31 protein-coding genes, 1 tRNA gene, 1 pseudogene and 1 other annotated feature are annotated in these 25,482 nt (G+C 66.3%); of the genes and pseudogenes, 18 read left to right on the top strand and 15 right to left on the bottom strand.

Translation table 11 applies throughout. The features are described 5' to 3' along the window. Nucleotides 1–6 precede the first annotated feature (6 nt). The 4 genes from efeB to VUN84_14415 all read right to left on the bottom strand — a co-directional run bounded on the left by efeB (nt 7) and on the right by VUN84_14415 (nt 4,238). Nucleotides 7–1,278, bottom strand: coding sequence for an iron uptake transporter deferrochelatase/peroxidase subunit (efeB, locus tag VUN84_14430; GenBank protein XAS63477.1), 1,272 nt, complete (start codon nt 1,276–1,278; stop codon nt 7–9). Beyond that, nucleotides 1,275–2,462 (bottom strand): iron uptake system protein EfeO, encoded by a 1,188-nt coding sequence (gene efeO, locus VUN84_14425; GenBank protein XAS63476.1) that lies wholly within the window; start codon nt 2,460–2,462, stop codon nt 1,275–1,277. Before efeO ends, efeB begins: the two co-directional genes overlap by 4 nt. A gap of 55 nt (nt 2,463–2,517) precedes the next feature. Continuing rightward, complete coding sequence (efeU, locus tag VUN84_14420; GenBank protein XAS63475.1) at nt 2,518–3,372, bottom strand: iron uptake transporter permease EfeU; 855 nt, start codon at nt 3,370–3,372, stop codon at nt 2,518–2,520. Between the two features lie 374 nt (nt 3,373–3,746). Then, complete coding sequence (locus VUN84_14415; GenBank protein XAS63474.1) at nt 3,747–4,238, bottom strand: YajQ family cyclic di-GMP-binding protein; 492 nt, start codon at nt 4,236–4,238, stop codon at nt 3,747–3,749. A 198-nt stretch (nt 4,239–4,436) separates the two neighbouring features. Here VUN84_14415 and VUN84_14410 point away from each other — a divergent pair, with 198 nt between their 5' ends. From VUN84_14410 to VUN84_14395, 4 genes are all read left to right on the top strand, one after another. Next, nucleotides 4,437–4,691, top strand: a complete 255-nt coding sequence (locus VUN84_14410) for a hypothetical protein (GenBank protein ID XAS63473.1) — start codon at nt 4,437–4,439, stop codon at nt 4,689–4,691. 162 nt (nt 4,692–4,853) lie between these two features. Further along, nucleotides 4,854–4,935: transfer RNA gene (locus VUN84_14405), tRNA-Tyr, on the top strand. Nucleotides 4,936–5,229: 294 nt separating this feature from the next. Then, nucleotides 5,230–5,685, top strand: coding sequence for a DUF6325 family protein (locus VUN84_14400; GenBank protein XAS63472.1), 456 nt, complete (start codon nt 5,230–5,232; stop codon nt 5,683–5,685). A gap of 48 nt (nt 5,686–5,733) precedes the next feature. Beyond that, nucleotides 5,734–6,042, top strand: a complete 309-nt coding sequence (locus VUN84_14395) for an SHOCT domain-containing protein (GenBank protein ID XAS63471.1) — start codon at nt 5,734–5,736, stop codon at nt 6,040–6,042. A gap of 92 nt (nt 6,043–6,134) precedes the next feature. Here the strand turns inward: VUN84_14395 and VUN84_14390 are convergent, their stop codons facing one another. Genes VUN84_14390 through VUN84_14380 form a run of 3 tightly spaced genes read right to left on the bottom strand, consistent with a single transcriptional unit; the run spans nt 6,135 to nt 7,296 of the window. Continuing rightward, complete coding sequence (locus VUN84_14390) at nt 6,135–6,632, bottom strand: SRPBCC domain-containing protein (GenBank protein ID XAS63470.1); 498 nt, start codon at nt 6,630–6,632, stop codon at nt 6,135–6,137. 13 nt (nt 6,633–6,645) lie between these two features. Next, nucleotides 6,646–6,978: a metalloregulator ArsR/SmtB family transcription factor gene (locus tag VUN84_14385; GenBank protein ID XAS63469.1), complete on the bottom strand. Its 333-nt coding sequence runs from the start codon at nt 6,976–6,978 to the stop codon at nt 6,646–6,648. 51 nt (nt 6,979–7,029) lie between these two features. Next, nucleotides 7,030–7,296 carry a hypothetical protein gene (locus VUN84_14380; GenBank protein ID XAS63468.1) on the bottom strand — a complete coding sequence of 89 codons (267 nt, stop codon included), beginning with the start codon at nt 7,294–7,296 and terminating at the stop codon, nt 7,030–7,032. A gap of 1 nt (nt 7,297) precedes the next feature. Here VUN84_14380 and VUN84_14375 point away from each other — a divergent pair, with 1 nt between their 5' ends. From VUN84_14375 to VUN84_14360, 4 genes are all read left to right on the top strand, one after another. Beyond that, nucleotides 7,298–7,420: a hypothetical protein gene (locus VUN84_14375; protein XAS63467.1), complete on the top strand. Its 123-nt coding sequence runs from the start codon at nt 7,298–7,300 to the stop codon at nt 7,418–7,420. Nucleotides 7,421–7,537: 117 nt separating this feature from the next. Continuing rightward, on the top strand, nt 7,538–8,131 hold the full coding sequence (locus VUN84_14370) for a DinB family protein (GenBank protein ID XAS65871.1): 594 nt from the start codon (nt 7,538–7,540) through the stop codon (nt 8,129–8,131). Nucleotides 8,132–8,273: 142 nt separating this feature from the next. Continuing rightward, the gene (locus tag VUN84_14365; protein ID XAS63466.1) at nt 8,274–8,450 is read left to right on the top strand and encodes a DUF1059 domain-containing protein; all 177 of its coding nucleotides are present in this window, start codon (nt 8,274–8,276) and stop codon (nt 8,448–8,450) included. Next, nucleotides 8,447–9,607, top strand: a complete 1,161-nt coding sequence (locus VUN84_14360; protein XAS63465.1) for an EAL domain-containing protein — start codon at nt 8,447–8,449, stop codon at nt 9,605–9,607. Before VUN84_14365 ends, VUN84_14360 begins: the two co-directional genes overlap by 4 nt. 53 nt (nt 9,608–9,660) lie before the next feature. Here the strand turns inward: VUN84_14360 and VUN84_14355 are convergent, their stop codons facing one another. Both VUN84_14355 and VUN84_14350 read right to left on the bottom strand, forming a co-directional pair. Next, the gene (locus tag VUN84_14355) at nt 9,661–10,125 is read right to left on the bottom strand and encodes a DUF1810 domain-containing protein (protein XAS63464.1); all 465 of its coding nucleotides are present in this window, start codon (nt 10,123–10,125) and stop codon (nt 9,661–9,663) included. Next, nucleotides 10,122–11,252, bottom strand: a complete 1,131-nt coding sequence (locus VUN84_14350; GenBank protein XAS63463.1) for an ANTAR domain-containing protein — start codon at nt 11,250–11,252, stop codon at nt 10,122–10,124. Before VUN84_14350 ends, VUN84_14355 begins: the two co-directional genes overlap by 4 nt. A 324-nt stretch (nt 11,253–11,576) precedes the next feature. Here VUN84_14350 and VUN84_14345 point away from each other — a divergent pair, with 324 nt between their 5' ends. The 4 genes from VUN84_14345 (at nt 11,577) to VUN84_14330 (ending at nt 14,105) form a co-directional block, all read left to right on the top strand. After that, nucleotides 11,577–12,365 carry a GAF and ANTAR domain-containing protein gene (locus VUN84_14345; GenBank protein XAS63462.1) on the top strand — a complete coding sequence of 263 codons (789 nt, stop codon included), beginning with the start codon at nt 11,577–11,579 and terminating at the stop codon, nt 12,363–12,365. A 15-nt stretch (nt 12,366–12,380) separates the two neighbouring features. Further along, a complete protein-coding gene (locus VUN84_14340; GenBank protein ID XAS63461.1) occupies nt 12,381–12,725 on the top strand; it encodes a hypothetical protein in 345 nt (114 codons plus the stop codon). A gap of 92 nt (nt 12,726–12,817) precedes the next feature. Next, the gene (locus tag VUN84_14335) at nt 12,818–13,558 is read left to right on the top strand and encodes an MgtC/SapB family protein (GenBank protein XAS63460.1); all 741 of its coding nucleotides are present in this window, start codon (nt 12,818–12,820) and stop codon (nt 13,556–13,558) included. Beyond that, a complete protein-coding gene (locus VUN84_14330; GenBank protein ID XAS63459.1) occupies nt 13,545–14,105 on the top strand; it encodes a GNAT family N-acetyltransferase in 561 nt (186 codons plus the stop codon). Before VUN84_14335 ends, VUN84_14330 begins: the two co-directional genes overlap by 14 nt. A gap of 58 nt (nt 14,106–14,163) precedes the next feature. Here VUN84_14330 and VUN84_14325 read toward each other — a convergent pair whose 3' ends face one another. Then, a complete protein-coding gene (locus VUN84_14325; GenBank protein XAS63458.1) occupies nt 14,164–14,652 on the bottom strand; it encodes a GNAT family N-acetyltransferase in 489 nt (162 codons plus the stop codon). 76 nt (nt 14,653–14,728) lie between these two features. Between VUN84_14325 and VUN84_14320 the strand changes: the two genes are divergently transcribed. Together VUN84_14320 and trxA are read left to right on the top strand one after the other, a co-directional pair. Next, nucleotides 14,729–15,274 carry an acyl-CoA thioesterase gene (locus tag VUN84_14320; protein XAS65870.1) on the top strand — a complete coding sequence of 182 codons (546 nt, stop codon included), beginning with the start codon at nt 14,729–14,731 and terminating at the stop codon, nt 15,272–15,274. 68 nt (nt 15,275–15,342) lie between these two features. Next, nucleotides 15,343–15,756 carry a thioredoxin gene (trxA, locus tag VUN84_14315; GenBank protein ID XAS63457.1) on the top strand — a complete coding sequence of 138 codons (414 nt, stop codon included), beginning with the start codon at nt 15,343–15,345 and terminating at the stop codon, nt 15,754–15,756. A 27-nt stretch (nt 15,757–15,783) separates the two neighbouring features. On the opposite strand, the gene VUN84_14310 is transcribed toward trxA, so the two are convergent. Next, a complete protein-coding gene (locus VUN84_14310; GenBank protein XAS63456.1) occupies nt 15,784–16,062 on the bottom strand; it encodes a putative quinol monooxygenase in 279 nt (92 codons plus the stop codon). A gap of 101 nt (nt 16,063–16,163) precedes the next feature. On the opposite strand from VUN84_14310, the gene VUN84_14305 reads away from it, so the two are divergent. Beyond that, the gene (locus VUN84_14305; GenBank protein XAS63455.1) at nt 16,164–17,840 is read left to right on the top strand and encodes an AMP-binding protein; all 1,677 of its coding nucleotides are present in this window, start codon (nt 16,164–16,166) and stop codon (nt 17,838–17,840) included. Between the two features lie 18 nt (nt 17,841–17,858). Here VUN84_14305 and VUN84_14300 read toward each other — a convergent pair whose 3' ends face one another. The 4 genes and pseudogenes from VUN84_14300 to VUN84_14285 form a co-directional block, all read right to left on the bottom strand. Continuing rightward, nucleotides 17,859–18,839, bottom strand: coding sequence for a 3-methyladenine DNA glycosylase (locus tag VUN84_14300; GenBank protein ID XAS63454.1), 981 nt, complete (start codon nt 18,837–18,839; stop codon nt 17,859–17,861). Nucleotides 18,840–18,891: 52 nt separating this feature from the next. Further along, nucleotides 18,892–19,294 (bottom strand): annotated as a pseudogene (locus VUN84_14295) (ArsB/NhaD family transporter). 15 nt (nt 19,295–19,309) lie between these two features. Then, nucleotides 19,310–20,529, bottom strand: a protein-coding gene (locus VUN84_14290) for an IS3 family transposase (GenBank protein XAS63453.1) whose coding sequence is annotated in 2 segments (ribosomal slippage) — nt 19,310–20,250 and nt 20,250–20,529 — 1,221 coding nt in all. Because the reading frame shifts where the segments join, the coding sequence is not laid out codon by codon here. After that, nucleotides 20,138–20,251 (bottom strand) — a sequence feature (AL1L pseudoknot). It overlaps the preceding gene by 114 nt. 33 nt (nt 20,530–20,562) lie before the next feature. After that, on the bottom strand, nt 20,563–21,384 hold the full coding sequence (locus VUN84_14285) for an SLC13 family permease (GenBank protein ID XAS63452.1): 822 nt from the start codon (nt 21,382–21,384) through the stop codon (nt 20,563–20,565). An 89-nt stretch (nt 21,385–21,473) separates the two neighbouring features. Here VUN84_14285 and VUN84_14280 point away from each other — a divergent pair, with 89 nt between their 5' ends. The 3 genes from VUN84_14280 (at nt 21,474) to VUN84_14270 (ending at nt 25,454) form a co-directional block, all read left to right on the top strand. Next, nucleotides 21,474–22,859, top strand: coding sequence for a cystathionine beta-synthase (locus VUN84_14280; GenBank protein ID XAS63451.1), 1,386 nt, complete (start codon nt 21,474–21,476; stop codon nt 22,857–22,859). Nucleotides 22,860–22,949: 90 nt separating this feature from the next. Further along, nucleotides 22,950–24,167, top strand: a complete 1,218-nt coding sequence (locus VUN84_14275) for a cystathionine gamma-synthase (GenBank protein XAS63450.1) — start codon at nt 22,950–22,952, stop codon at nt 24,165–24,167. A gap of 6 nt (nt 24,168–24,173) precedes the next feature. Next, nucleotides 24,174–25,454 (top strand): glycosyltransferase 87 family protein, encoded by a 1,281-nt coding sequence (locus tag VUN84_14270; protein XAS63449.1) that lies wholly within the window; start codon nt 24,174–24,176, stop codon nt 25,452–25,454. The last annotated feature ends 28 nt before the right edge of the window (nt 25,455–25,482 follow it).

Genomic DNA, 25,482 nt, shown 5'->3' with positions numbered 1-25,482 from the left:
GGCGCCTCAACTGGCGAAGAGTCGCTCGCCCACGAAGCCGCCGGGCCGCGCACCCGGGGGGACGGCAAACAGGCCGGAACCTGTGTGTTCCAGATATTCCACGGCCAGGGTGTCCTGCCGGGCCATGGCCAGTTGCATTGGCACATAGTGGGTGCGCGGATCCCGGACGAAAGCAATAAAGAAGAGCCCGGCGTCCAGATGCCCCAGTCCATCTGAGCCGTCCGTGTAGTTGTAGCCGCGGCGCAGCATGTGCACGCCGTTGTTATGCGAAGGATGCGCCAGCCGCACATGGGAACTCGCATCGATCAGTGGTTCGCCGGCCCGGCCCTTGGCAGTAAAGTCCGGGGCGGTGAACTCGGTCCCGCCGGATAATGGGGCGCCCTCGGACTTGGTCCTGCCGATGAGGCCTTCCTGCTCCCGCAGCGAGGTCCGGTCCCAGACCTCAATGTGCATCCGGATACGGCGTGCCACCAGGTAGCTGCCGCCCTCCATCCAGGCTTCCGGCACACGCGCCCCGGCGGGCACACACACGTGGTCGTTCAGGAGCCCGGCGTCCTCAGACTTCACGTTGTTAGTGCCGTCCTTAAAACCGAACAGGTTGCGTGGCGTCTGCTGGGCGCGCGAGGTTGAGGCTGTGCGCCCAAAGCCGAGCTGGGACCAGCGCACCTGCGCCTTCCCAAAGGCAATGCGCGCCAAATTGCGGATGGCGTGGACGGCCACCTGGGGATCGTCCGAGCAGGCCTGGACCACGAGGTCCCCGCCGGTCCGTTGCTCCTGAAGCTGGTCGGCGGGGAAATGCGGCAGGTCGATAAGGGCCGCGGGCCGGCGGCCTTCCAGCCCGAAGCGGACACTGCCACCCTTCTCGAAGAGGGAGGCACCGAAACCAAAGGTCAGCGTCAGCCGCCCGGCGGCGAGGCCCATCGCTTCTCCGGTGTCCTCCGGAGGAGCGTCATAGGGCCCGTTCACCGCGCCGGTGGCTCCGGCTTCCTTGCCGGCCGTCAGGTCCGCGGCGGCCTCCGTCCAGTCCTTCAGCAGGGTAATGAGCTCGGCGCGGTCTTCGGTCAGGACATCGAAGGCCGCCATGTGGAGCCTGTCCTGGGCGGGGGTCGTGATGCCGGCCTGGCGCTCGCCGTAGAAGGGCACCGTGTCGGCCGGCGGCACCTCGGCGTGATCCGCGGCGGCGTCCGAGCCGATGATTCCGGCGGCGAGACCCGCCGCAGCACCGATACCGCCGGCTCCGGCCAGGGACAGGATGCCGCGGCGGGATACCGTACTCACAGGACGACGGCTGCAGTCAGCCGGGACAGGGGTTCGCCCAGGGTGTCCACCAGGGCTGCGAGCGTCCGGACCTGTTCCGGGGTCAGCTCGTTGTAGAGGGCGAATTGCTCCCCTCGGGCATGGGTCGTGAGTTCGGTCTGCAGGGCGGAAAACTTGGTCTCGAGCTCCACGGCCAGAGCAGGATCTTTCTTCTCAAGGGCGGGGCTAAGGCTCTCAAAGGCGATCCGGGCGCCGTCGACGTTCGCCTGGAAGTCCCAAAGATCCGTATGCGACCAGATCTCTTCCTCGCCGGTCACCTTGCCGGTGGCTACCTCGTCGAGGAGTTCCTTGGCTCCGTTGCCCAGTTTGTCCGCCGTCAACGTGAGGGTGCGCGTTCGCTGGTAGAGGTCCTCAGTGTCCGCGACGAGTTGCGTGGACAGGGCGGCGCGTTCCGCGCTGGTCATTGCCGTGTAGCCTGCCGGGGCGAAGAGATCCTTCTCGGCGCGGTGCCAGCCGGTCCAGGCTTCCCCGGATTCCAGATCAGCCTCGCGCAGGTCAAGTTTGGGATCCAGGTCGCCGAAGGATTCGGCCACGGGTTCGATCCGTTCCCAATGCATGCGTGTGGAGGCATACAGCCCACGGGCGGACGTGGAATCCCCGGTAGCGAACGCCTCGGCGAAAGAACGGGTTCCGGCCAGCAATTGCTCGGTCTGGTCCTTGACGTAGGCGGTGTACTGGGCAGCGGCAGTGTCAGTAAGTTTCTGCACGTCGTCGTCGACCGTGACGGACTGGTTCGAGCCGGTGACCGTGAACGCGGCACGGAGGCCGTCCCCTTCCATCCCCGGCTTGCAGGCAGTGAGGTACTTTCCGGCGGGCACTGTGGCCACCAGGTTGCGGGTGATGCCAGGACCAATGTTCTCGACTTCGGCCAGAATCCGAAGCCCGTCCTCGGCGAGGAGGTAGAACTCGGTGACCCGGTCGCCGTCGTTCTTGATGGCGAAGGTCAAGTTGCCACTTGGAGCCTCGGTTGCCGAGATCGCGCACGCACCATTGGTGCTGGAAACGGTGATCGCTGCGGCGTCCGTGGAGGCAGCGGGCGCTGCGTTATCGGTGCAGGCGGCGAGCGTGAAGGGTAGCAGCGCCGCGGTGGCGGCGATCCCGAGCCGGGCTGGAAAACGGCGCGGGGAAGTGCGGAGGGCAGTCATGGGGATCCTTCGGGGTGCGGGCGGTGGTGCGGGCGGAGAGGCGCGGACTGGGGTGTCAGGCCGCGGCGGAGACTGACGGGACGGCCGTTTCCCCCGGGGTGCGGCGGAGGCTGCGGCGGTATGAGTAAAGGTAGAGCCCCACCACCGGCACCACATAGAGGATCCAGGCGCTGGCCTCAAGCCAGGTGGTGGCGGGGGAGAAGTTGAGCGTTCCCTTCAGCAGGGTGCCGTACCAGGACGAGGGCGGCACCGCCGCCGTCACGTCAAAGGCAAGGGACTGCAGGCCCGGGAGCAGGCCGGCCTCCTGAAGGTCATGGATGCCGTACGCCAGGACACCGCCGGCCACCACGATGAGCGCTGCCCCGGTCCACGTGAAGAACTTGGCCAGATTGACCCGCAGGGCGCCTCGGTGGAGCAGGTAGCCGAGCCCGGTGGCCGCGGCCAGGCCGAGGATGGCTCCCAGCAGTGGTGAGGACGACTGCCCGGCCGACTGGGCCGCGGCCCAGAGAAAGAGGGCCGTTTCCAGTCCTTCCCGGCCCACGGCCAGGGCAGCGGCGGCGACGAGGCCCCAGGCGGCGCCGTCGGCGACCTTGTCGATCCTGCCGCGGAGATCGGAGCCGAGGGTGCGCGACGTGCGGGCCATCCAGAAGACCATCCAGGTGACGAGTGCGACGGCAGCAATTGACAGGCTGCCCCCAATCGCCTCTTGGGCCTGGAAGGTGAGTCCACGCGGGCCGAAGGTCAGGAGGGCACCGAAACCGATGGAGACCGCCACCGCCAGGCCAACGCCGGCCCAGATGCGGGGAACAAGGTGCCTTCGTCCGGTCCGCGCCAGGTAGGCCAGCAGCAGGACCACGATCATGGCGGCTTCAAGGCCCTCTCGGAGGCCGATCAGGAAGTTCGCGCTCATAGTGATGCTCTCGGGTAAAGGTAGCTAAGTAAGGGTTGCCTAAGAACAAAGGTAGCCCCTACTCCCCGAAATACGAAAATAAGACGTGACCTAATTATCCGGCGGTCCGTGTGCACCGGTCAGGCGCCGGCCGGTACGGGTTGAGATCCAGCAGCCGCCGCAGCCGCCCGAACGCGAGCCGTGGCAACCCCGCCGTGAACCGCAAACGCCGGGACGCAAAAAGCCGGGTCCCGGCGTCGGGGGTGACGCTGGAACCCGGCTGCTCCCATGGTGCGTAAGAGGCTCAGTGATGCGAAAAAGGGCTGGCGCTACCGGAACGCCAGTAGCGGCAACCCTCTTTCTCCGCGTGAGGCCCTTTGCGCCGCGATGAACTGCTAGCTGCGGAAGTTCACGAACTGCAGGTCGGCCTCGTCGAAGCCCTTCAGCAGGTTCATGGTTTCCTGCAGGTCGTCGCGGGACTTGGATGTCACCCGGAGCTCGTCGCCCTGGATTTGCGACTTGACCGATTTGGGACCTTCGTCGCGGATGAGCTTGTTGATTTTCTTCGCGAGGTCCTGGGCGATGCCCTCCTTGATGGTGGACTCCAGCCGGAACTCCTTGCCGGAGGGGTACGGCTCGCCCGTATCGAGGGATTTCAGCGAAATACCGCGGCGGATGAGCTTGGACTGCAGCACGTCCAGGACCGCAAGCACACGTTCTTCGGAGTTGGCCTTCATGAGGATCTTCTCGCCGCTGAAGTCGACCTCCGCGCCGACGCCCTTGAAGTCGTAGCGCTGGACCAGTTCTTTCTGCGCCTGGTTCAGCGCGTTGGCAACCTCCTGCTTGTCGACCTTGCTGACGACGTCGAATGTAGATTCGCCTGCCATGACTGTCCTCCTGATGGTTGGGGGGTGCCGGAAAAGGGCTGTGGTGTCTGCAATCAAGCCTAGTACGGATGCCTGCGATGTGACGGCTGGCGGAGCGCTGCCCGATTCACAGTCCGCTCATAGCTGAGTCAGGGCGGGTACGAAGCTACGGACGGCAAAGTTGCACGGGCGGGAAGATCCACTCGAAAGGTGCAGCTCATGCCAAACCAGGCCGTCCGGTACGTCATCCGCTCCACCGCGACAGCGGCCGGCGGCATCGCAGCGGCCGCGACGTCGGTCGCGGCCGCAACGCTGGCGGCCTCGATCATCTTCAGCCCGGCCGCGGATGCCTCATCCCGGCTGGACGGCGTGCACGAAGACCTTGCCCGGGCGGTGCAGCTGAACCAGATCACGCAGGAGCAGGCCGCGAAGTTCGAATCAAAACTCGCCGATCGCATCCTCGGTGAGTCCTGAGTTTGAGGGCTGACATCCGGGCTTTTCTCGGCTGCCGGGCGCCGATTCGATTCTTCGGCGGAAGTTCTGTAAAGTTGTCTTGCCCGCGGTTACCGGAAGCGGAACGTCCTGGAAACAGGCGTTCTGAGCATGGGGACCGCGTGTGATCTTCTTTTGAAGTTCGGCAGATTACCCGAGCGGCCAAAGGGGGCTGACTGTAAATCAGCTGGCAACGCCTACGGGGGTTCGAATCCCTCATCTGCCACCCTTGAAAAGCCTCCGGAACCCAGGTTCCGGAGGCTTTTTCTTTGCCCGGGAGCGGCCATTCACCAGCCGGGAACGCAGTCCGGAAGCGTGGACTCACCCGCAGGGGATGATGCGGCGGCCCCCTATTGGCGCTGTAGTGGTCACAGGATCCACCTGGCACGACAAGGTGAATGATCCCGCCCACCCGCGGCGCCGGCGTCGACCGTATTTGGGTGCGGGCTGCGGCCCCGGCCTGTGCCGTCGGAAAGTGGGCGGGCGCCGATGCCTCGCTCACAACAGAACGGAGAAGCCCGTGACAACCACTCCGGAGACAGAGGCCCACGGTCCCGTCGACTTTGTGCTCCTCGAGTTCCCTATGAAAGGGCTGACGGAACGGGCAGGAGAAGAACTGGTGCGGCTCGTTGATCAAGGCGTTATCCGGCTGTTCGATTTCCTCGTGGTCGCGAAGAACGAGGCCGGCACGGTCGAAGTGCTCGAACTCAGCGACCCGGGCGGTCCGGCCGAAGCGTTCGCATTCTTTGATGGTGCGCATTCGGGCCTTCTCGGTGAAGAGGAAATCGCGGAAGCGGCGGCTGCGATTCTTCCGGGAAACCTGGCCGCACTGATTGTCTACGAGAATATCTGGGCGGCACCTTTTGTGGCTGCCGTCCGGGACGGTGGGGGCGAGCTGGTGGCGAGCGTGCGGATCCCTGCGCCGGACGTGATGGCAGCGCTTGAAGCCCTGGACGCTGCGCCGCCCGTCTCCTGACCGGTAAGACACGATGGAAGGAAAGAGATTATGGGTCTGCTAAGGGGTATGGCACGGACCGCAGTGGTTGCCGGGACCGCATCAGCGGTCAGCGGCCGCGTCCAGCGCCGGCAGGCGTCGAGGTTCGCTGACAGGGACGCCGAGATCGCTGCCAAGCAGCAGCAGGCATACCAGGCGCAGATGGGGCAGCAGCAGGCTGTGTATCAGGAGGCGGCCCCGCCTCTGCAACCGCCTGCCGCCGGCGGAATCTCGAACGAGGCCATCGCGCAGCTCAAGGAACTCGGAGCCCTGAAGGCGCAAGGGATCCTGACGGAAGAGGAGTTCTCGACCCAAAAGGCGAAGATCCTCGGCGGTTAGGGTCGTCGTTAGGACCTGACCCGCAATCCACCCCCGTCCTGCCGGTGAAGCAAGACGGGGGCGTTTTTGCGGGTTAGTCGGCCCGGGCGGGGTCAGCCGACCGTCGAACCGGCGAGGATGGCGTCGATCTGGCCGAGCGCCTGCCTCATTCCCTCCTCCATCCCCATGGCGAGAACCTTTTCCAGTGCATCCGCTGAATCAAAGGTCGAAACGATGGTCATGCGGGTGCGGTGGTCCACCGCTTCAAGCCTCATCACGGCGTGACTCGTGCCCATGTCGGGGACCGGATCGCCGTTGTCGTCGGCAAAACCATCATCGAACTCAAGGCGGTGCGGCGGCTCGATTGCCGTGAACCGCCACCAACCACGGCTCTTCCCGCCGTCGGGCCCGGTCATGTAATAACTGGCGCTGCCTCCGGAAGCAAAATCGTGGCTTTCGAACGTCGCGGGCCAGGTGGGAGGGCCCCACCAGCGCTCCAGCTGGCGAGGGTCTTCCCAGACCTGCCACACCCGTTCGACGGCGGCGTCGAACTCGGCGACGAAGGTAATGCTCAGGGCTTCGGCGTTCTTCTGTGAACTGACAACTGTCATGGCGACACTCTCCCTATTCCTCTGCGAGAATTTCAGCGATCCGGCCGGCCCGCTGCCGCCAGATGGCCTCGTACTCATCGAGCAGCCGTCGAGCCCTCTCAAGGCCCCCGTGGTGGGCCCGCACGATCTGCTCTCGTCCGCGCTTTTCCTTCGTAACGAGGGAGGCGCGCTCCAATACCGCCACGTGCTTCTGTACGGCGGCAAAACTCATGGCGTAGTGCTCCGCGAGCCTGGACACTGACGCTTCGCCGGCCGTCACCCGCGTAACGATGTCCCGCCGGGTAGCGTCGGCGAACGCGTGGAACAGGCGGTCAAGGCCGGTCTCCGAAAGCTGATCTACAACCATTTGGTTGTAGAATAGCTAGCCGGCTCTGCTATGTCAATGGAAGGGCCGCGCCTACTTGTTCATCCCGGGGCGCACCGCGACGAACTCGATCTTGTGCGCGGGCTGGACCGTCTTTTTCGGCGCCCGGGAGAATCCTTTGGCGTCCAGGTGGTTTCCGGCCCGGAACGCGGCCAAAGCCTCGTCATAGACGGCGTTGAGTTGCTGACCGGAAAACTCCTCCGACGATCCATCGCGGAAGGTGACGGTGATGACGGTGCTGCCGGGGTAGTGCCTGTTCATGCGGATGAAGCCTTCGGCGTCCTGCTGAAGATTAATCAATGTGTCCTACCTTCGTGATCCGGGGATTCCAGTCTCCCGCACCCTTGCCGGTCCGCTGAACGTCGTCGACCCGCTCTCCCGGGTCCGGACTGACGTTGCCGGGTCCTCGGCTGCGGGCGCCTGATAGTCCTCCGCCGCATCCCTCCCGGTGTCGATACCCCGCATTCTTGAGGGCGACGGCGGCGCAGGTCCCCTTGGCGGCGACGAGGAAGTCCGGGAGTCCTTCGATAGAGTTCCCGTCATGGATGACAAAGCGGCGTTGCACAGCTACCTGCGGACACGGCGCGCCAACCTGCTCGGAAAACTCGACGGACTGAGCGAATACGACGCCCGCAGGCCGATCACACCAACGGGGACCAACCTTCTGGGCCTGGTCAAGCACGTGGCCAGCGTGGAGCTCGGCTACTTCGGCGAGGTCTTCGGCCGGCCAAGTGGTGTGGAACTGCCGTGGCTTGCTGAAGGCGCTGCGCCGGACGCCGACCTGTGGGTGCCCGCAAACCAGACCCGGCAACAGATCATTGACCTCCACCGGCTCGCCGCCGGGCACAGCGATGCCACGATCGAGGCGCTGCCGCTGGACGCGGTCGGAGAAGTGCCATGGTGGAATGCGCAGCGCCGGCATGTGACCCTGCAGCAGATACTGGTGCACATGTGCGTGGAAACCGCCCATCACCTCGGACACGCCGATATCCTGCGTGAGCTGATCGACGGAACTGCCGGTCAGAGTGCCGGTGACCCCAACCTCTCGCACCGGACGCCAGGGGAATGGGCCCTCCACCGCGCGAGTATTGAGGCGGCAGCCCGGGCTGCTGCTGCCGCGGAGAAGCGCCCGTAGCGCTGCCCTGCTATCGTCCCGCGGCATCCACCACGCAGAAGTGATTACCTAAGCGCCGGCCAGCGGACAGGTGAATGTCGCCGTGTCCCCGCCAGCCAGGCAGTAGTCTGGTGCCGTTCACCGTCGAATCTAAGGAGCCTTAGTGAAATCGTTTGCCTGTGGAGACGTAGTACCCGGTTGTGAAGCCCGATGGGTTTGCAGCACCGAAGATGAAATCCTCGTCAACGTTGCCGCGCATGCCGCATCCACGCACGGCCTGGTGAACCTGCCGGATGAACTCGTCCAGTCGGTCCACCGAGCAATCGTTCCGGTGAGTTGAGCGGTCCCGCGGCAGGCGGCCCGTCGTCCGGTGACGGGCCCGGTGCCGCGCCTGGGCCGGACTGGGAAGAACTGCTGGCAGCCGCCTGCCGCGGAGACGGGCTGGCCGCCGCGTATCAGCCGATTGTTGATACGTCACGCGGGACTGTGGTGGGGTACGAAGCGCTCGCCCGTTTCCCGGGCTTCACCGAAAAGAACCCCGAGGTGTGGTTCTCGGCCGCCCGTGCCCACGGGAAATCCGCGCAGCTGGAATCGGCGGCGCTGCGGACTGCGCTCGCGGCCCGCTCCACCCTGCCGCCGAACTGCTTCCTGACCCTCAACGTCTCTCCCGAACTGCTGACCACTGAGGAAATCCGAAGCGTCTGGCGGGACCAGGGGAACCTCGGCGGCCTTGTCGTCGAACTCACCGAACAGACGCCCATCGATTCCTACGTGGGGCTGGAGCCGGACCTGAACCAGTTGCGCGCGGCCGGTGCGCTGATCGCCGTCGACGACGCCGGCGCTGGCTATGCGGGGTTGCGGCACCTTCTGGCGCTGCGTCCTTCGCTGATCAAGATTGACCGCGAACTGATCCAGGACGTCGACCGCGATGAAGCGAAGCGCGCCCTGATTGAGATGCTGGGAACCTTCGCAGGCCGGGTCGACGCATGGATCCTGGCCGAGGGAGTGGAACGGCTGGAGGAACTGGACACCCTGGTGTCCCTGGGGGTGCCCCTGGTTCAGGGCTATTGCCTTGCCAGACCGGCCCCGGACTGGGCGGGCATCGACCTGGACGTGGCACACCGCCTCGCCTCGAAGCCGCCGGTGACCCACAAGGGGGTGATTCGCGATGTCCTCGAATCCGCCACGACTGCCACCACTGCCGCGCTCGCCGCGGACGTCTTCGCGGAAAACCCGGAACTTCAGTTGGTGGTTCTGATCGGGGATCAACTCCGGCCGATTTCGGTGCTGAGCCCTGCAGCTGCCGGGCTGGGAATGGTGAGCCAGGGGATGCGCGTGAACCTTGACACACCGCTGAACGAGGCATTGGCCCGGTCCATGACGCGGACCTCTTCCAGCCGGTTCGAGCCCCTGTTGGTGACGGACAACGCCGGGCGCTACGCCGGCGTCGCACGCATGGAACGGATGATCACGGCGCTGGCGGCACCGGGGGAGTAGCCCTGTCCGGCCCCGGCGGAAGGACGGTGGGACGGAAGAAGCAGCGGGACGCCCTAGGCGGCACCAAGGAGCCGGTCGGTGCCCGCATCAGGGAGCCCGTCGAAGTATTCTGCCAGGACCTCCTGGAACACGCGCTCGCCGGAGTCCGCCCGTAGAAAGAGAGTCATCGACGAGTGCAGCTTCCGCTCATCGACGCCGCCGAAGATCTGTTCCGCCGTGCGCCCCTTAACACCCGCCACCGCCCGGGCGCATTCGAGCAGCCGGGGACCCAGCACCGGATGCTGCAGAAACGCCTTGGCCTCATCCAGCGACGCCACGGCATATTTCCTCGCCGTGGCGCTCTGGCCCAGCCCTGCGATCTGCGGGAACACAAACCACATCCAGTGGGTGCGCTTCAACCCGCCCCGGAGCTCCTTGAGGGCGCGCCGGTAGGTTCCGCCCGAGTTCTGCGCGGTCACGAACCGATCCAGCCCGTAGGGATCCCCCGCTGGATCTTCCCCGCTTTTGCTGGACGTCACGCCTCGAACCGAGCCGTGATGTCGGTATCGCCGGCGATGGACGCCACGACAGCGGCCGCGACGTCGCGGATCTTCCGGTTCCGGTTGTTGGAGGTGTTCCGCAGAATCTTGAAGGCGGCCTCCCGGGTGCAGCGGTTCTGGGCCATGATGGCTCCGATGGCCAAATCGATGGGGGTCCTGGACTGCATGGCGGCGGCGATGTCGCCCCGGGATTCCCTGAGCCGGGAAAACCTCAAGGCCAAGCGAAGCGCCCGGGAAGCGTCAGCGAAGAACTGCCGGGCCTGCGCCACCTCATCCGGGGCAAAGGCCGCGGCGGGCACCGAAAAGAGGCGGACGGCGGCGGAGTCACCACCGTCGAGGACCAGGAGGCCCTGGAGGATGCTGGCGGATCCGGCTCCGGTGCTCCCCGAGTCCAGGGACGGCTGCTTTGGCCGGGTGAGGGTAATTCCACACGTCACCTTGCGTTTCGGCTGGGACATTTCCTTGGCCGCGAGGCTGGCCAGCGCGGCGAGGAAGTCCTGCACCCCGGAGTCGGCGTCGGTGCTTTCCAGCACTAGATCCAGCAGCGTGCCGTCGGTAGCTACCTTCGGCCGTGCTGCTGATATGGCGTGGTCATCCTGCATGCCTGCCCCCAAATTTCCGCCGCGTACTGACAAGGCGGCCGCTTCTTCCATCTTATGGCGGGGCATCGGCTGGCGGGAGGGACGCCCCTGCAGAATGTCGGCGGCTATGGAGTGGACCGTGGTGTCCGTTGCCCTGGCCGCCACGTGCAGCCGCTCCATGGCCCGGTCCCTGCTGCACCTGTTCTGGACCATGATCAGGGCGACGGCGGCGTCCACGATAGCCCGGGACTTCAAGGCGGAGCGGAGATGCCCGGGGTAGATTTCCGGTGGGTGGACCCTGAGGGCCAGCCGCAGGATCCGCGAGATCGACGCGGCATGGCGCTCCACCCCTGTCACTGTGGCGGGGTCAAAGATGCCCTTCGAGCGTGCGTAACAATTCAGTGCCGCGGCCGCCCCTGGGCCCGTAGCGATCGGTACGGCCAGGACCGAAACGATGCCCTCGCCGGAGACTGTGGTGGCGTAGTGTTCCCACCGGACGGTATCCGCCACATCGGGAACCAGCACAGTGATGCCCTGCCGGAGGGCAATGAGGCACGGACCGTCGCCGAAAGCGTGGTTAGCCCAAGGAGGAACTCAGCGAAGCCCGGACTCTCCAGGAGGAGGTCCTGCAGTTGCTCGGATGTTGGAGATGTGCCGGTACCGGAAACCATGCCGGCCTCAATCCTACGAACGCCCAGGCATGTGTGACACGAAGGCTCAGCGGCTGGGGACTCTTGGTCGCCCGCAACCCAAATAGCGCGCCTTGACCCGGTGAGAGCCGGCAGTCACTCCCCGCGACACTACGCTGTGCGGGGGCCGGTGAATACAGGCGCCCCGCCAGGCCGCCGTATGCTTGGATCCTGCGGCGATGTGCGCCGGCAGGCATTGCGCTGGTACTGGACTTCCGAGGTGGACATGAGCGTGGAACTGCCGCTGGCCGACGAGGTCACCGCTGTGTTCGCCCGGGCCTCGAAGCTGCTGCTGACCGAAGAGACGGTGGCCCAGGCGCTCCGGCTCATTACGGACGCCGCGACGGCGTCGATCCCCGGTGCGATCGGTGCCGGAGTAACCCTTATGGACCGCTCCGGGCAGCCCGCGACGGCGGCAGCGTCCGACGCTGTTGTGGCCACCGCGGACGGGCTCCAGTACGAACTGGAGGAAGGCCCCTGTGTTACGGCGTGGGCGAGCGGGGAGACGGTCCTGGTGGAACATCTCGCTTCCGACCAGCGCTGGTCGCGTTGGGCGCCCGCAGCGGCGGCGCTTGGCATTTCGTCCTCGGTGAGTTGCCCCCTGGTGTCCGGAGGGCTGGCGCTGGGGGTCGTGAAGGTCTACGCGGACGGCGGACACCTCGCCGGCCATGGCACGGTCCGGCTCGCCGAACTCTTCGCTCAACAAGCGACACTCTTCGTGGTCCACTCCCTCGCCCGCGAGGCTGCCCGGACACTGAGTGACCGCCTGCAGGATTCCTTGGCGCAGAGGGACGCGATCAGCATGGCCAAAGGCCTGCTGATGGCCCGGAACGGAACCAACGATGAAGTGGCCCTCCGGGAACTGATGATGATCTCGCGGCAGACGGGCAAGCCTCTGGCCTTGGTCGCGGCCGAACTGACGGCTGCGGCCAAGGCCTTCGAAGACTGAGCGCAGGACGACGGCATGGCCCTGGGCGGCGAAGAGAGCGAGCAACGGCGGCGGTTTGCCGACTCGCTGCGGCACGCCGACGTCAGCATCGAAGAGCTCTGGCTGAGATATTTTACGCTGGGCGGCCATGCCGGACAGTTCGAGGTCGAAGCATACATTCACGGGGCCATCGCCCTGCCGGCCCTCCAGCGGGACATTCTCGCCCACGCCCTGAACGAGCGCCTGGATGAGCTGCACTCCGGGGCGCCCCGGGCGCCCTACAGCGTCGACAGTCCCAGGGAAGCTCCCGACCAAACGCCTGACGATGAGGCCGGCGGCCAAGCAGGCGGGGGGCCGGAAAAGGAGTCCGGAGAGCGCTGACCTCCTCTTGCTAGAGTCAGCACCGGGGACAGTGATTCCGGATCGTGATCCTCGGCCGGTCCGCTGCTGCGAGGGTTGAGGAAGGGGACAGCATGTTCGCATTCTTCACGGACACAAGCCTGGTGGAAGCCGGACTCCTGCTGGCGACGTTTGTGTTGTGTTCGCTGATCGGCATCGAGCGCCAAGTCCGGCAAAAGAGTGCGGGCTACCGGACGCACGTGCTGGTGGGACTCGGCTCGTGTGCCTTCACGTTGGTCTCCGCCTACGGCTTTGCATTCGTACGGGAGCCCGGAGCCGTCCTGGATCCATCCCGCATCGCGGCCCAGATTGTGAGCGGGATCGGTTTCCTGGGCGCCGGCGTCATCTTCAAAGGCCGGGACGTGGTGCGGGGCCTCACGACGGCCGCCACCATCTGGGTATCCGCGGCGGTGGGCATGGCCTGCGGAGCCGGCATGGTGTCCCTGGGTGTTGTGTTGACCATCTTCCACCTCATCACGTTGTTCATCATTGCCCCCGCGGTGCGCAGGATACCGTCCGTGGACAGGAACCGTGTCATGCACATCGACTATGCCGACGGCCAGGGGGTGTTGCGGCAGATCCTCGAAATCGCCACCACCATGGGGTTCAGCTCCTCCATCCTGCGCACCCGGCGAACCGGCGACGAGCAGAAACCGATGGTATCGATGGAGGTGCGGTTTTTCGGACGCCATCCGCTGCGCAACCTTGTCCTCCCGCTTATGGACTTGCACGGCGTCGCAAGCGTGACCGTGCGGGGAACCGACTCAAGCGAGGACGATGACGAGGACGATGATGATGACGATGACGAAACCTGAGCTTCCGCCTTCCAGCGGCCCGGTCCTGGCCGGCAGCGTCCGGGTGCGGGTACTGCGGGTGTCCGACGCGGACGCCATGAGCGCCGCGTATCGGCGCAACCGGGAACACTTGGCGCCGTGGGAGCCGCTGCGGGCAGAAGAGTTCTACACCGTCGATGGTCAGATGATGAGCGTGCAGTCCAAGCTGGCCCTGTTCATCGCGGGGTCCGATGTTCCCTGGGTCCTGACGGACGGCGATGCGATTGTGGGGCTGATGACCCTCAGTGGGATCGTCCGCGGGCCGTTTCTCAGTGCCCACCTCGGGTACTGGGTGGACAAGGATTACACCGGCCGAGGCATCGGATCCGCGGCCGTCGAATTCGCCGTCGCCGCGGCGCGCAACGATCTGGGACTGCACCGGCTGCAGGCTGCGACGCTTCTGCACAATGGCGCTTCGCAGAAAGTCCTCCGGCGCTCCGGCTTTTCGGAGATCGGCGTGGCGCGGTCCTACCTCAACATCGCCGGGTCCTGGCAGGACCACATCCTCTTCCAACGCATTTTGGCGTGACCCTCCCGGCCGGGCACGGCGGGCCCGACGCCGGCCGACGTCGGGCGCAGTGCCCCGTTCAGCGCACCATCCGCTGAATCGGGACCGGCGTGCCGGCCAGCTCATGCTCGGCGGTCGACCCGTCAAGGGCAAAGCCGTTGCGCCGGTAGAAGGCGAAAGCGCGGGGGTTGTCCTGCGCAATCCAGAGGTAGGCGCCGCCGTCACCCACCGCTGCGTCCAGGAGCAGCTGTCCTGCCCCCGAGCCGTAATGACTGGCCAGCACGTAGATTCCATTCAACTCCCTGGGGCGCGGTGCGTCGTCGTCGCGTCCCGTTCCGGCGCTGGCCCAACCGATGATGTCAGTCCCGGCGCAGGCCACCCAGATGTCTGAGTCGGCAGTGGCGATGATTTGGCTCCATCTGGCTTCCCGCGGACCCTGGCGCAGGGCCGCCAAGGCAGCGGCCGGCAGGAGGTGGGCGTAGCTTTCGCGCCAGGCCTGGAGGTGCACCCGGGCAATGGCCGCGGCGTCATCCGCCACGGCCGCCCTTACGGTCAGGTCCGTTTCCATTCGCACAGCCTAATACGGGCGCACGGCCCCGGCCCGCTCCTTGGCAGCATTGTTACCCACGGGTAACATGGTGGCCATGCACCTGCTCCTGCGCACCCTCCTGCTGCTCTTTACGTCTTCCCGCCGCCCGGCATTGGGCATTTGGGACACCGCGTCCTTGCCCCTAAAGGTTCTCCCCACCGACATCGACATCGCGATGCACGTCAATAACGGGATGTACTTTTCGCTGATGGACCTGGGCCGGTTTGACCTGATGGCCCGCAGCGGAACGTGGAAGGCCATGCGCCGCCGCGGATGGAGCCCCGTGGCGGCCGGGGAAACCATCGCCTTCCGCCGCTCGCTGCAATTGTGGCAGCGGTACACCATCGAAACGAAAATTATCGGACTCGATGAGAAGGCGATCTACTTCGAGCAGCGCATGGTGGTTGACGGGGAAATTTACGCCCGGGCCTTCATTGCCACGCGTATGGTCAGCAAAGGCAAGCCGGTCAGCCAGGAGGACATCATCCGCGAGTTCGGAGCGCCGCCGGCGGACCTGGATCTTCCCGCCTGGATCCACGAATGGCGCGAAACCAATGCCCTTCCCGGGGCGCGGCGCCCCGCCCCCCACGTCTGGGCCTAGGCCGTCACAGGACATGCCAACAGCGAAATGCGGGGGACAAGCCCCGGCTGCTCGCGTACCGTGGACACATGGCAACCGTAAACATTACAGGTGAACAGTTCGCATCAACTGTCGAGGACAACGACATTGTCCTCGTCGATTTCTGGGCTGAATGGTGTGGCCCGTGCAAGCAGTTCGGACCCACTTACGCCGCAGTTTCCGAGAAGCACCAGGACGTCGTTTTCACCAAGGTGGATACCGAGGCCGAGCAGCAGCTCGCCGCTGAGGCGGGCATCACTTCCATCCCCACCCTGATGGCTTTCCGCGAGAAGGTGCTGGTCTTCTCCCAGCCGGGCGCCCTGAACGCCCAGCAGCTCGAGCAGGTTGTCGACGCCGTCAAAGCGTTGGACATGGAGGAAGTCCACGCGCACGTGGCCAGGTCCCAGGCCGAAGCCGCCGCGGCGACTAACAAGCAGGACGGCAGCCAGATCCCCGAGGTCTAGGCGCCCGGGCTCACCGGCTCCGGGGGTTTAGAGCTTCACGAGCTTGACCGGCTCGGCAAGCAGCGCGCTGAGTGATTCATTGAGGTCCTGCACCGCGGTGCCTTTCGAGTGCTTGTCCAGGTCCTCCTGGGACGCCCACTGCTCGGTGAGCACCAGTTTGTCCTCGCTGGCCTCGGTAAGTTCATAGCGGATGCAGCCGGGTTCGTTGACTACCTCCTCAATCGCGATCTCCAGTGCGAGCTTCACACGGAAGAACTCGCCGTCGTTGGGGATGAAGGTGGCCTGGAGGTCGATGGGTGTGCTCATGGTTTTCACCCTACCGGCCCGCGGCTTCATATCCCGACGATTTTGTAGGACATCCAAGCTTTGGTCTTCTTTTGCCGGCCGAGTATTGGTAGCGTTCCAGCATGCTTGCATACACAGCCGGGGACACTGACGTTCCGCTGCTCGAGGAAACCATCGGCGATAACTTCGAACGGATTGTGGCCAGGTACCCGTACCAGGACGCCCTGATCGAGGCCGCGGCGGTGCCGGGGGAAGAGGCGCGGCGCTGGAGCTACACCAAGCTCAACGACGACGTCGACAGGGTGGCGCGGGCGTTGCTGGCCCTGGGCGTAGCCAAGGGCGAGCGGATCGGCATCTGGAGCCCGAACTGCGCAGAATGGACCATGCTGCAGTACGCGACGGCCAAGGTGGGCGCGATCCTGGTCAACGTCAATCCCGCGTACCGCAGCCATGAACTGGAGTTCGTGGTCAGGCAGAACGGCATGCGGATGCTGGTCTCGGCACCTTCGGACCGTAACAACGACTACACCGGCATGGCCCGGCAGGCGCTGGCCGGGTGTCCCGACCTGCGCGAACTCGTTTTCCTGCCCGGCGCCGGCCTGCCGGCGCTCACCGCCGGCGTCCCCGAAACGCCGGCGGAGCGGACGTTCGCGGAGCTGCTCACACGGGCCGACGACGTTGCCCACTCCGCGTTGAAGGCGCGCATGGCCGAGCTGGATCCCCACGACGCCATCAACCTGCAGTACACCTCGGGCACCACCGGTTTTCCCAAGGGCGCCACGCTCTCGCACTACAACATCCTGAATAACGGCTACTCCATCGGTGAGCTGCTGGACTACACCGAGCACGACCGTGTGGTGCTTCCCGTGCCGTTTTACCATTGCTTCGGCATGGTGATTGGCAACCTTGCCGCGCTGAGCCACGGCTGTGCCACCATTATTCCGGGCCGGGGGTTCACGCCCGCCGCAGCGCTGGAAGCGGTGCAGGATTTTGGCGGGACGTCCCTCTACGGCGTGCCCACCATGTTCATCGCCGAACTCGCCCTGCCGGATTTTTCCTCCTACGACCTGTCCACCCTGCGCACCGGGGTCATGGCGGGATCGCTGTGCCCCATCGAGGTGATGAACCGGGTCATCTCGGAGATGAACATGCGCGATGTGGCCATCTGTTACGGGATGACGGAGACCTCGCCGGTGTCCACCATGACCCGCAGCGTCGACACCATGGCCCAGCGGACGCAGACCGTCGGCCGGACCATGCCGCACCTGGAAAGCCAGATCGTGGACCCGATGACCGGCGAGGTGCTGCAGCGCGGGGAAATCGGCGAGTTGTGCACGCGCGGCTACTCCGTCATGAAGGGTTACTGGAACCAACCCGACAAAACCGCAGAGGCTATTGACGCCGGGCACTGGATGCACACCGGGGACCTGGCCCGGATGGACGAAGACGGCTACATCGTGATCGAGGGCCGGATCAAGGACATGGTGATCCGCGGGGGTGAGAACGTCTATCCCCGCGAGATTGAGGAATTCCTCTACACCCACCCGGACATCCAGGACGTGCAGGTCATTGGGGTGCCGGACGCCAAGTACGGTGAGGAACTGATGGCCTGCATCATCCTGAAGGCCGGCGCGGCCCGGCTGGATGCCGCGAGCCTGGCCGAGTACTGCCGCGGCAAGCTCTCGCACTACAAAATTCCCCGCTATGTGGACGTGCGCGAAAGTTTTCCCATGACCGTCTCCGGCAAGATCCGCAAGGTGGACATGCGGCAGGAGGCGGTGGCCCGGCTGGGGCTTTGACCCCGCGTTGTGGTGGGGCTAGTGGGTGCGGTGGTCCTGGATGGTCATCCGCGGGCCGAACGTGGGTTTCCGGTAGCCGCTGAGGCCGATCATCCGGACCACGCGCTGGCGGTGGCCGGTCCACGGGGCCAGCAGCCGGAGCATCCCGGCGTCGTCCGTGCGGCGGCCCGTGAGTGCCGCGCCCACATAGGCCGCGAGGTGGTAGTCGCCTACGGCGATGGAGTCCGGGCACCCATGGGTGCGCTGGACCACCTCAGCCGCGGTCCACACCCCGATGCCGGGCAAAGTCTGCAGCTTCGCGGACGCCTCCGCGGCCGGGACTCCGGCGAGCCGTTCCAGCGCGGCGGCGGAGCGCAGCGCCCGCATGATGGTTGCCGACCGCTGTGGTCCCACCCCCGCCTGGTGCCACTCCCAGGACGGGATGCGCAGCCACTGCTCAGCGGTGGGCTGGATCATCAGATTGCCGGGGGCGACGGTGCCGGCCCCCGGTGCCGGCGTTCCGAAGCGGTATACCAGGTACCGGTAGCCGCGCCGGGCCTCAATGACGGTGACCTTTTGCTCCAGAATGGTCGGCACGAGGGAATCGATCATGCGGCCCGTGGCGGGCAGCCGCACAGTGTGGTTCCGGCGGCGTGCCTCGACCACCATCCGGGGGAGCGTAGCGTGGAAGGAAGGCTCGTCGAAGCCTGACCAGTCGTCATCGCGGCCCAGCATCCGGGGCACGGACTCGGCGGCGGCGCACGCGCCGGGCCCCCACGCCTGGACGTCGATGGCCGGGTCCGCCCGGGGCCCGGCGGCAGTAAGGCGGAGTGTGGCCGGGCCCGCCGGCGTCGTGAATCCCAGCCAGAGTCCGTCCGGTGCTGTGCGGATGGACGGGTCGCCGTGCCCGCGCAGGAGTGTGCCCAGGGTCTGGGACAGGTCGAAAGGGGCGCCCGGGTGCCAGCGCAGTGAGGCGTCCGCCGCGGCGGCAACGCCGGCGGGCACCTCTGCGATGGTCATCTGACCATGATTCCACGAACGCCTGACAGCGAGGGTACGGGCCCTGGCCCGGTCAGCGCATCCCCGCGGTGAGCCACAGCGCCACCACCGCCAGTGGCACGGTAAGGACGACGGCGGCAAGGCCGGCGACCGCGAACCCGCCCCAGCGGACCTCGACGTTAAGTGTGCGGAGCCGTTCGTGCCAGAGCAGGGTGGCCAGCGATGCCCACGGGGTGACCAAAGGGCCGAGGTTCACCCCGATCAGCAGGGCCGCGAGCCGCACCGGCGAGTCGCCCACCGGCTCCAGCGCAAGGTACGCCGGCAGGTTGTTCACTGCATTCGCCGCCCCGGCCCCCAGGCCCGCGAGTTGCAGCAGTGCCGGCAGGGTTTCGCCGGAACCCGCGACGCCGGCCAGGAACCGCGTCAGGCCGTGCGCGTGCAGGGTCTCCACCACCATAAACTGTCAAGCCCCGGGTTTTGTGGAGGCGTTTTTAGTTGGAAATTGAGAGCAGTTCCGGGGCCGGGTGGATTGCGTGGAGCTGCTCGTATTCGACTGGCGGGACATGGCCGATCTCGCCGTGGAGACGCCGGTGGTTGAACCAATCTACGTACTCAGCCACGGCGACCTCGAGGTGGCTGATGTCCCGCCATGGGCCCTTGTTGCGGACAAGTTCGGCCTTGAACAGTGAGTTGAACGCCTCGGCGAGGGCATTGTCATAGCTATCGCCCTTGGACCCAACGGAGGCCACAGCGTCTGCTTCTTCCAGCCGCTGGGTGTAGCGGATCGCACGGTACTGGACTCCGCGGTCGGAATGGTGCACGAGCCCGGTAAGGTCGGCGCCGTCCCGGGTCCTGGCCCAGATGCCCATTTCCAAAGCGTCCAGTGCCAGATCGGTGTAGAGGCTGGTGGCCACCTGCCAGCCGACGACTCTGCGGGAGAAGACGTCGATGATAAACGCCGCGTAGACCCAGCCGGCGAACGTGCGGACATACGTGATGTCTGCGACCCACAGCCGGTTTGGCGCCGTGGCCTGGAACCGGCGCTCGACCAGGTCCGCGGGCCTGCCGGTCTCCGGTGCTGGCTTCGTGGTGCGCGGCCCCTTGGACCGCGAGATCCCGCGCAGGCCCTTCTGGCGCATCAGCCGCTCGACGGTGCAGCGCGCCGCCGGGATGTCCTGCCGGTGCAGCTCCTTGTGGATCTTCCGGACTCCGTAGACGCCGTAGTTTTGAGCGTGGACGCTCTCGATCTTTTCCCCCAACTCGCGGTCGCTGACTGCTCTGGCGGACTCCGGCCGGGAACGGCGGGCGTAGTACGCGCTCGGGGCGATCTGCAGCGCCTTACAGATCGGCTCGACCCCGTGTTCATCGCGGTGTTTGTCCACGAAGGCGCACATCACCTCGACGGGCGGTCGAGCTCCGCCGCGAAGAAAGCCGAGGCCTGCTTCAGGATCGTGTTCGCCCGGCGCAGCTCGCGGACCTCACGCTCGAGTTCGGTGATCCGGTCCGTGTCCGCCGTTGTCGTTCCCGGCCGCAGGCCCTCGTCGATCTCGGCCCGGCTCACCCAGGTCCGCAGCGCCTCGGGATTCACCCCGAGCTGCTCACCTATCCGGCGGAAGGCGCCGGTCCTGGTCGCAGGGTCTTTCCTTGCATCAATGGCCATCCGCGTTGCGCGCTCACGCAACTCGTTTGGGTACTTTCGTTGTGCTGGCATGGGAATCATCCTTCCGGGTAATCGATGTCTCCATCAAACCCGGTGCGGTTCAAACAGCCCCGCGGTGAGCAGAAGCGGCCGCCAGGGAATCATGGACCAGCGCAGCGCCGAGCGGCGGCGCCAGAGGAAGAGGCCCAACAGTACCGCCGCCGCAGCCAGCGCCGGGAACTGCACGGGGATGCCGGAAACGAGGGCAGGCAGCAGCAGCACCATCACCCCGGACGCCGAGTACAGCAACACCTTGTCCCGCGCTTTGCGGACCGGCTGCGGCCCGTACCGGCCGGCGAGGTCTTTCCGGAAGGCCAGCCACAACAGCCCGATCGGGACCAGGATCCCCGCCAGGGCCGGGGCCCAGACGAGTCCGGCGAAAGTGGCCGGACTCAGCCCCAGCCGGTCCCGGGCCAGCAGATTCGTCAGGTTCGACACGGGCAGCAACAAGGATGCGGTGTTGGCCAGCCAGATGGTGGTCAGGGCAAACGGCAGCGGCGGGATCCGGGCGTGGATGGCAAGGAGGACCACGACGGGAGTCACGAGCACCGCCGTCGTATCCAGGGACAAGAACACGGTAGAGACCGTGGCCAGGCCGATCACCAGCAGCCACAACAGGAAAACCCGGCCCCTGCCCAGGAACGCGAGCCGCTGCGTGACCACCCGGAACAGGCCGGCCTCGTCAACCAATTCCGTCACCAGGGACATCGCCACGACGAAGGTCAGCACCGGGACGGTCCGGCCGGCCAGGTCCTCGAAGGCCAGCCAGGGCAACAGGCCCGTAAGCAGCGCCGCGGCGCCCACCGCCAGCATGCCGACGGGGAGCAGATAGCTCTTCAGCCCCTGGGGCCAACGCCAGCTCGTCACCGCATAATCTTCGCACCAGATGGCGCCGGCTAACCCACCGGACGTGACTGAATCCGCCCTTGGCGGGTGGAGACGGTAACTTTGTATGTATGAAGTACGCCCAGTCCGTTCTGGACCTCATCGGCAACACGCCGCTCGTCAAGCTGCACCACGTTACCCACGGCATCGGGGCCACGGTCCTGGTGAAGCTGGAATACCTGAACCCCGGCGGTTCCATCAAAGACCGCATCGCGGTGAAAATGATTGAGGAGGCCGAACGCAGCGGCAAACTCCTGCCGGGTGGGACCATCGTGGAACCCACCTCCGGAAATACCGGCGTCGGCCTTGCCCTCGTCGCCCAGCAGAAGGGCTACCGGTGCGTCTTCGTGGTGCCGGACAAGGTGGGCGAGGACAAACGGGCCGTGCTCCAGGCTTACGGCGCCGAGGTGGTGGTGACGCCCACCGCCGTCGCCCCCGACAGCCCGCAAAGCTACTACGGTGTCTCGGACCGGCTGGTCAGTGAAATCCCCGGCGCCTACAAGCCCGACCAGTTCTCCAACCCGGCCGCCCCGGCCAGCCACTACGAATCGACCGGCCCGGAAATCTGGCGCGACACGGACGGCAGGATCACCCACTGTGTGATCGGTGCCGGCACCGGGGGCACCATCACCGGCACCGGCCGGTACCTTAAGGAAGTCTCCGCCGGACGCGCGGAAGCCGACGGCGGCGTGGTCAAGATCATCGGCGCCGACCCGTCCGGTTCGGTCTATTCCGGCGGCACCGGCCGGCCGTACTTCGTCGAAGGTGTTGGCGAGGACATGTGGCCCGCCAACTACGAAAAAGCCGTCCCGGACGGCGTCATCGCGGTGACCGACGCCGACTCCTTCGAGATGACCCGACGGCTGGCCCGCGAAGAAGGCCTGCTGGTGGGCGGCTCGTCCGGCATGGCCGTCGTCGCTGCACTGCAGGTCGCCAAGGACCTGCCCGAGGACGCCGTCGTCGTCGTCATCCTGCCGGACTCCGGCCGTGGCTACCTGGCCAAGATCTTTAATGACCAGTGGATGCGCTCCTACGGCTTCCTCGCCGGCGGGGACGAAGCGTCCGTCGGCGAGATCCTCAAGGCCAAGACCGGGAAGATGCCGGACCTGGTGCACATCCACCCGAACGAGACCGTCCGCGATGTCATCAACATCATGAACGAGTACGGCGTCTCGAACATCCCGGTGCTGTCCCAGGAACCTCCCGTGGTCATGGGCGAGGTCCTCGGCTCCGTCGATGAGCGGACCCTGACCGCGAAGCTCTTCCGCGGGGAGGCCAAGCTCTCGGACAAGATTTCCGAACACATGGAGCCCCGGCTTCCGGTGATCGGCTCCCTCGAATCGCTTTCGACGGCCCGGGAGCTCCTCTCCGGCTCGGACACCCTCATGGTGACCTTCGTCGGCGCGCCGGTGGGGATCCTGACCCGCCACGACCTCCTCGCCTACCTGAGCAGCTGACTCACCGGCTTTTCCCAGCACCTCATCCACCGACCCGGATGCCGGAGCGCCCTCGCCGGGCCTCCCGGCGGCCGGCCGAAAGGAACGCATATGACTTTGCCAGAGAGCCACTCCGCGAAAGCCGCAGGCTTCAACACCCGGGCCGTGCATGCCGGCCAGGCGTTTGAGCCCCGCACCGGCGCCGTCGTACCGCCAGTGCATTTCTCCACCACCTACGCCCAGGAAGCGATTGGTGTGCTGCGTGCCGGGTACGAATACGGCCGCGGCACCAACCCCACCCGTGACTCGCTGCAGGAACAACTGGCCGCGCTCGAAGGCGGGACCGCCGCGTTTTCCTTCAGCTCGGGGCTCGCGGCCGAGGACTCGATGATCCGGGCGCTCACCCGTCCGGGTGACCACATCGTGCTCGGCAACGACGCCTACGGCGGCACCTACCGGTTGATCAGCCGGGTGCTGGGGGAGTGGGGCATCGGCAACACCCCCGTGGACATGTCCAACCTTGACGCCGTGGCGACGGCCGTGGCGGCCGGTGGGCCGGACGGTGGCAGGACCCGCCTCGTCTGGGTGGAGACGCCGTCGAACCCGATGATGAAGATCACCGACATCGCGGCCCTCGCCACGGTGGCGCACGACGCCGGGGCCCTCCTGGTCGTGGACAACACCTTCGCGTCCCCGTACCTGCAGAATCCCCTGGCCCTGGGCGCTGACGTCGTGGTGCACTCCACCACGAAATACATTGGCGGGCACTCCGATGTCGTCGGCGGCGCGATCGTGGTCAACGACGCAGGGCTGGCCGAGAAAATCGGCTTCGTCCAGTTCGCTGTCGGTGCCGTGTCCGGCCCGATGGACGCGTTCCTCACCACCCGGGGCCTCAAGACCCTGGGCGTGCGGATGGACCGGCACAGCGACAACGCCCAGGCCGTGGCCGAATGGCTGCTGCAGCGCCCCGAGGTCGAGGCCGTGCTGTACCCGGGCCTGCCCTCACACCCGGGGCATGAGCTGGCCAAAAAGCAGATGAAGAAGTTTGGCGGCATGATCTCGGTGCAGTTCAAGGGCGGCGAAGCGGCAGCCCGGAAGGTGGCCGAATCCACATCGGTGTTCACCCTCGCGGAGTCCCTCGGCGGCATCGAGTCACTGATGAACTACCCCTCGGAAATGACGCATGCCTCGGTCAAGGGCACCGAGCTGGCCGTTCCGGTCAACCTGATCCGGCTCTCCTGTGGCATTGAGGACGTTGAGGACCTGATCGCTGACCTGGAGCACGCCTTCGCGCAGATCGATGCCGCGGCCGGCGAGTCAGGCAGCTAACCACCCGTGACCACCACCACCGCCAGGGCCACGCCCTCCACCACCCGCGGCTGGCTCGCGACGGCGGCTGGCGCGCTCGCCGTCGTCGTCGCCCTGGTGGTGCTGTACTCGGCGTACATACCGCTGATGAACGACTTTGAGGTCTACTTCTACGGCGGCAACCGGGTGCTCCAGACCGGTGAAACCGGGGTCAACGAGCTCTACGCGCCCAGGGACGGCCTGCCGTTCACCTACCCGCCGTTCGCCGCTCTGCTGTTCGCGGCCATGGCTGCGCTGGGGCAGGGCGGCGGCAGCCTGGTGTTCATCACCACGGCGCTGCTGGGCGCCGCCATCGTGTCCGCCTGGCTCGCGCGGCACTACTTCCGGCTCGGCAGCTGGCGGAACGCCGTCGCGGATTGGCGCTTTCGTGCCGTTGCGCTGGCCGGTACCGCCGCGATTCTGCTCCTGGGTCCCTGGCGGGACACCTTCGACTTTGGTCAGATCAACATCATCCTGATGGGCCTGATCCTGGCCGACTTCGCGCTCTACGGAAAAGCGCGGGCCGCCCAGATACGCTGGCCCGCGGGGCTACTGATCGGCATTGCGGCAGGCATCAAGCTGACCCCGCTTGCCTTTGGGCTCTATTTTTTGGTCCGCCGCGACTTCAAGGCCCTCGGCTGGATGGCGGCAGGATTCTTTGGCTCGATTGGCCTGGCCTGGGCGGTGCTGCCCACGGCTTCCCTCACGTTCTGGACCAGGATCCTGCCGGACACCGGGCGCATCGGCGGGCCTGCCTACGTGGACAACCTCTCGGTTAAAGGCTTGTTGCTGCACCTGGGACTGCCGGACTCCGGCTTGACGAGCCTTGTGTGGCTGGTGCTCGCACTCGGCCTGGCCGCCGTGGCTGCGCTCGTGATCAAGTGGGCGGTCGACGCGGAGGAGAACTTCGTCGCCGTCTCCGCCACGGCCGTGCTGATGCTCCTGGTCAGCCCGGTGTCCTGGTCCCACCACTGGGTGTGGATGGCAGTGGCACTGCCGTGCATGGGGTTCGCCATCCACCGGGTGCCGTCCCGGAACGGACGGATGCGCCTCGCCGGATGGATCATCGTCGCGTTCTCGGCCTTGTCCTTTTACCTCACGCCCAAGTACCTGGCGGTGATGGCCGGTGCCGCCGAATGGGGGAAGGACCCGCAGACCCAGTGGCAGCTCATCGTGGCCAGCCTGGGCGTACTCTGCGGCATCGCCATGCTGGTGTACTGGGCGCTGGCGTACCGGCCCTCCCGCGCCTCGCTCCGCCCGGACGCCTAGCCCGCTACCCGGCCCGCCCGCCGCCGCG

This window comes from Micrococcaceae bacterium Sec5.8 (assembly GCA_039636775.1).
Classification (GTDB): Bacteria; Actinomycetota; Actinomycetes; order Actinomycetales; family Micrococcaceae; genus Arthrobacter.
Note: the sequence above shows the minus strand (reverse complement) of the source record. Positions and strands in the feature narration are given on the sequence as shown.

Excerpts from the sequence above, each read along its gene's own strand:
- efeO (XAS63476.1), bottom strand. The coding sequence starts at position 2,462 with ATGACTGCCCTCCGCACTTCCCCGCGCCGTTTTCCAGCCCGGCTCGGG.
- VUN84_14300 (XAS63454.1), bottom strand. The coding sequence starts at position 18,839 with ATGACCATCGCAGAGGTGCCCGCCGGCGTTGCCGCCGCGGCGGACGCC.
- VUN84_14345 (XAS63462.1), top strand. The coding sequence starts at position 11,577 with ATGCTTGGATCCTGCGGCGATGTGCGCCGGCAGGCATTGCGCTGGTAC.
- VUN84_14310 (XAS63456.1), bottom strand. The coding sequence starts at position 16,062 with ATGAGCACACCCATCGACCTCCAGGCCACCTTCATCCCCAACGACGGC.
- VUN84_14305 (XAS63455.1), top strand. The coding sequence starts at position 16,164 with ATGCTTGCATACACAGCCGGGGACACTGACGTTCCGCTGCTCGAGGAA.
- efeU (XAS63475.1), bottom strand. The coding sequence starts at position 3,372 with ATGAGCGCGAACTTCCTGATCGGCCTCCGAGAGGGCCTTGAAGCCGCC.
- VUN84_14390 (XAS63470.1), bottom strand. The coding sequence starts at position 6,632 with ATGACAGTTGTCAGTTCACAGAAGAACGCCGAAGCCCTGAGCATTACC.
- VUN84_14370 (XAS65871.1), top strand. The coding sequence starts at position 7,538 with ATGGATGACAAAGCGGCGTTGCACAGCTACCTGCGGACACGGCGCGCC.
- VUN84_14335 (XAS63460.1), top strand. The coding sequence starts at position 12,818 with ATGTTCGCATTCTTCACGGACACAAGCCTGGTGGAAGCCGGACTCCTG.
- VUN84_14415 (XAS63474.1), bottom strand. The coding sequence starts at position 4,238 with ATGGCAGGCGAATCTACATTCGACGTCGTCAGCAAGGTCGACAAGCAG.
- VUN84_14340 (XAS63461.1), top strand. The coding sequence starts at position 12,381 with ATGGCCCTGGGCGGCGAAGAGAGCGAGCAACGGCGGCGGTTTGCCGAC.
- VUN84_14330 (XAS63459.1), top strand. The coding sequence starts at position 13,545 with ATGACGAAACCTGAGCTTCCGCCTTCCAGCGGCCCGGTCCTGGCCGGC.
- trxA (XAS63457.1), top strand. The coding sequence starts at position 15,343 with ATGGCAACCGTAAACATTACAGGTGAACAGTTCGCATCAACTGTCGAG.
- VUN84_14275 (XAS63450.1), top strand. The coding sequence starts at position 22,950 with ATGACTTTGCCAGAGAGCCACTCCGCGAAAGCCGCAGGCTTCAACACC.
- VUN84_14410 (XAS63473.1), top strand. The coding sequence starts at position 4,437 with ATGCCAAACCAGGCCGTCCGGTACGTCATCCGCTCCACCGCGACAGCG.
- VUN84_14325 (XAS63458.1), bottom strand. The coding sequence starts at position 14,652 with ATGGAAACGGACCTGACCGTAAGGGCGGCCGTGGCGGATGACGCCGCG.
- VUN84_14385 (XAS63469.1), bottom strand. The coding sequence starts at position 6,978 with ATGGTTGTAGATCAGCTTTCGGAGACCGGCCTTGACCGCCTGTTCCAC.
- VUN84_14320 (XAS65870.1), top strand. The coding sequence starts at position 14,729 with ATGCACCTGCTCCTGCGCACCCTCCTGCTGCTCTTTACGTCTTCCCGC.
- VUN84_14395 (XAS63471.1), top strand. The coding sequence starts at position 5,734 with ATGGCACGGACCGCAGTGGTTGCCGGGACCGCATCAGCGGTCAGCGGC.
- VUN84_14280 (XAS63451.1), top strand. The coding sequence starts at position 21,474 with ATGAAGTACGCCCAGTCCGTTCTGGACCTCATCGGCAACACGCCGCTC.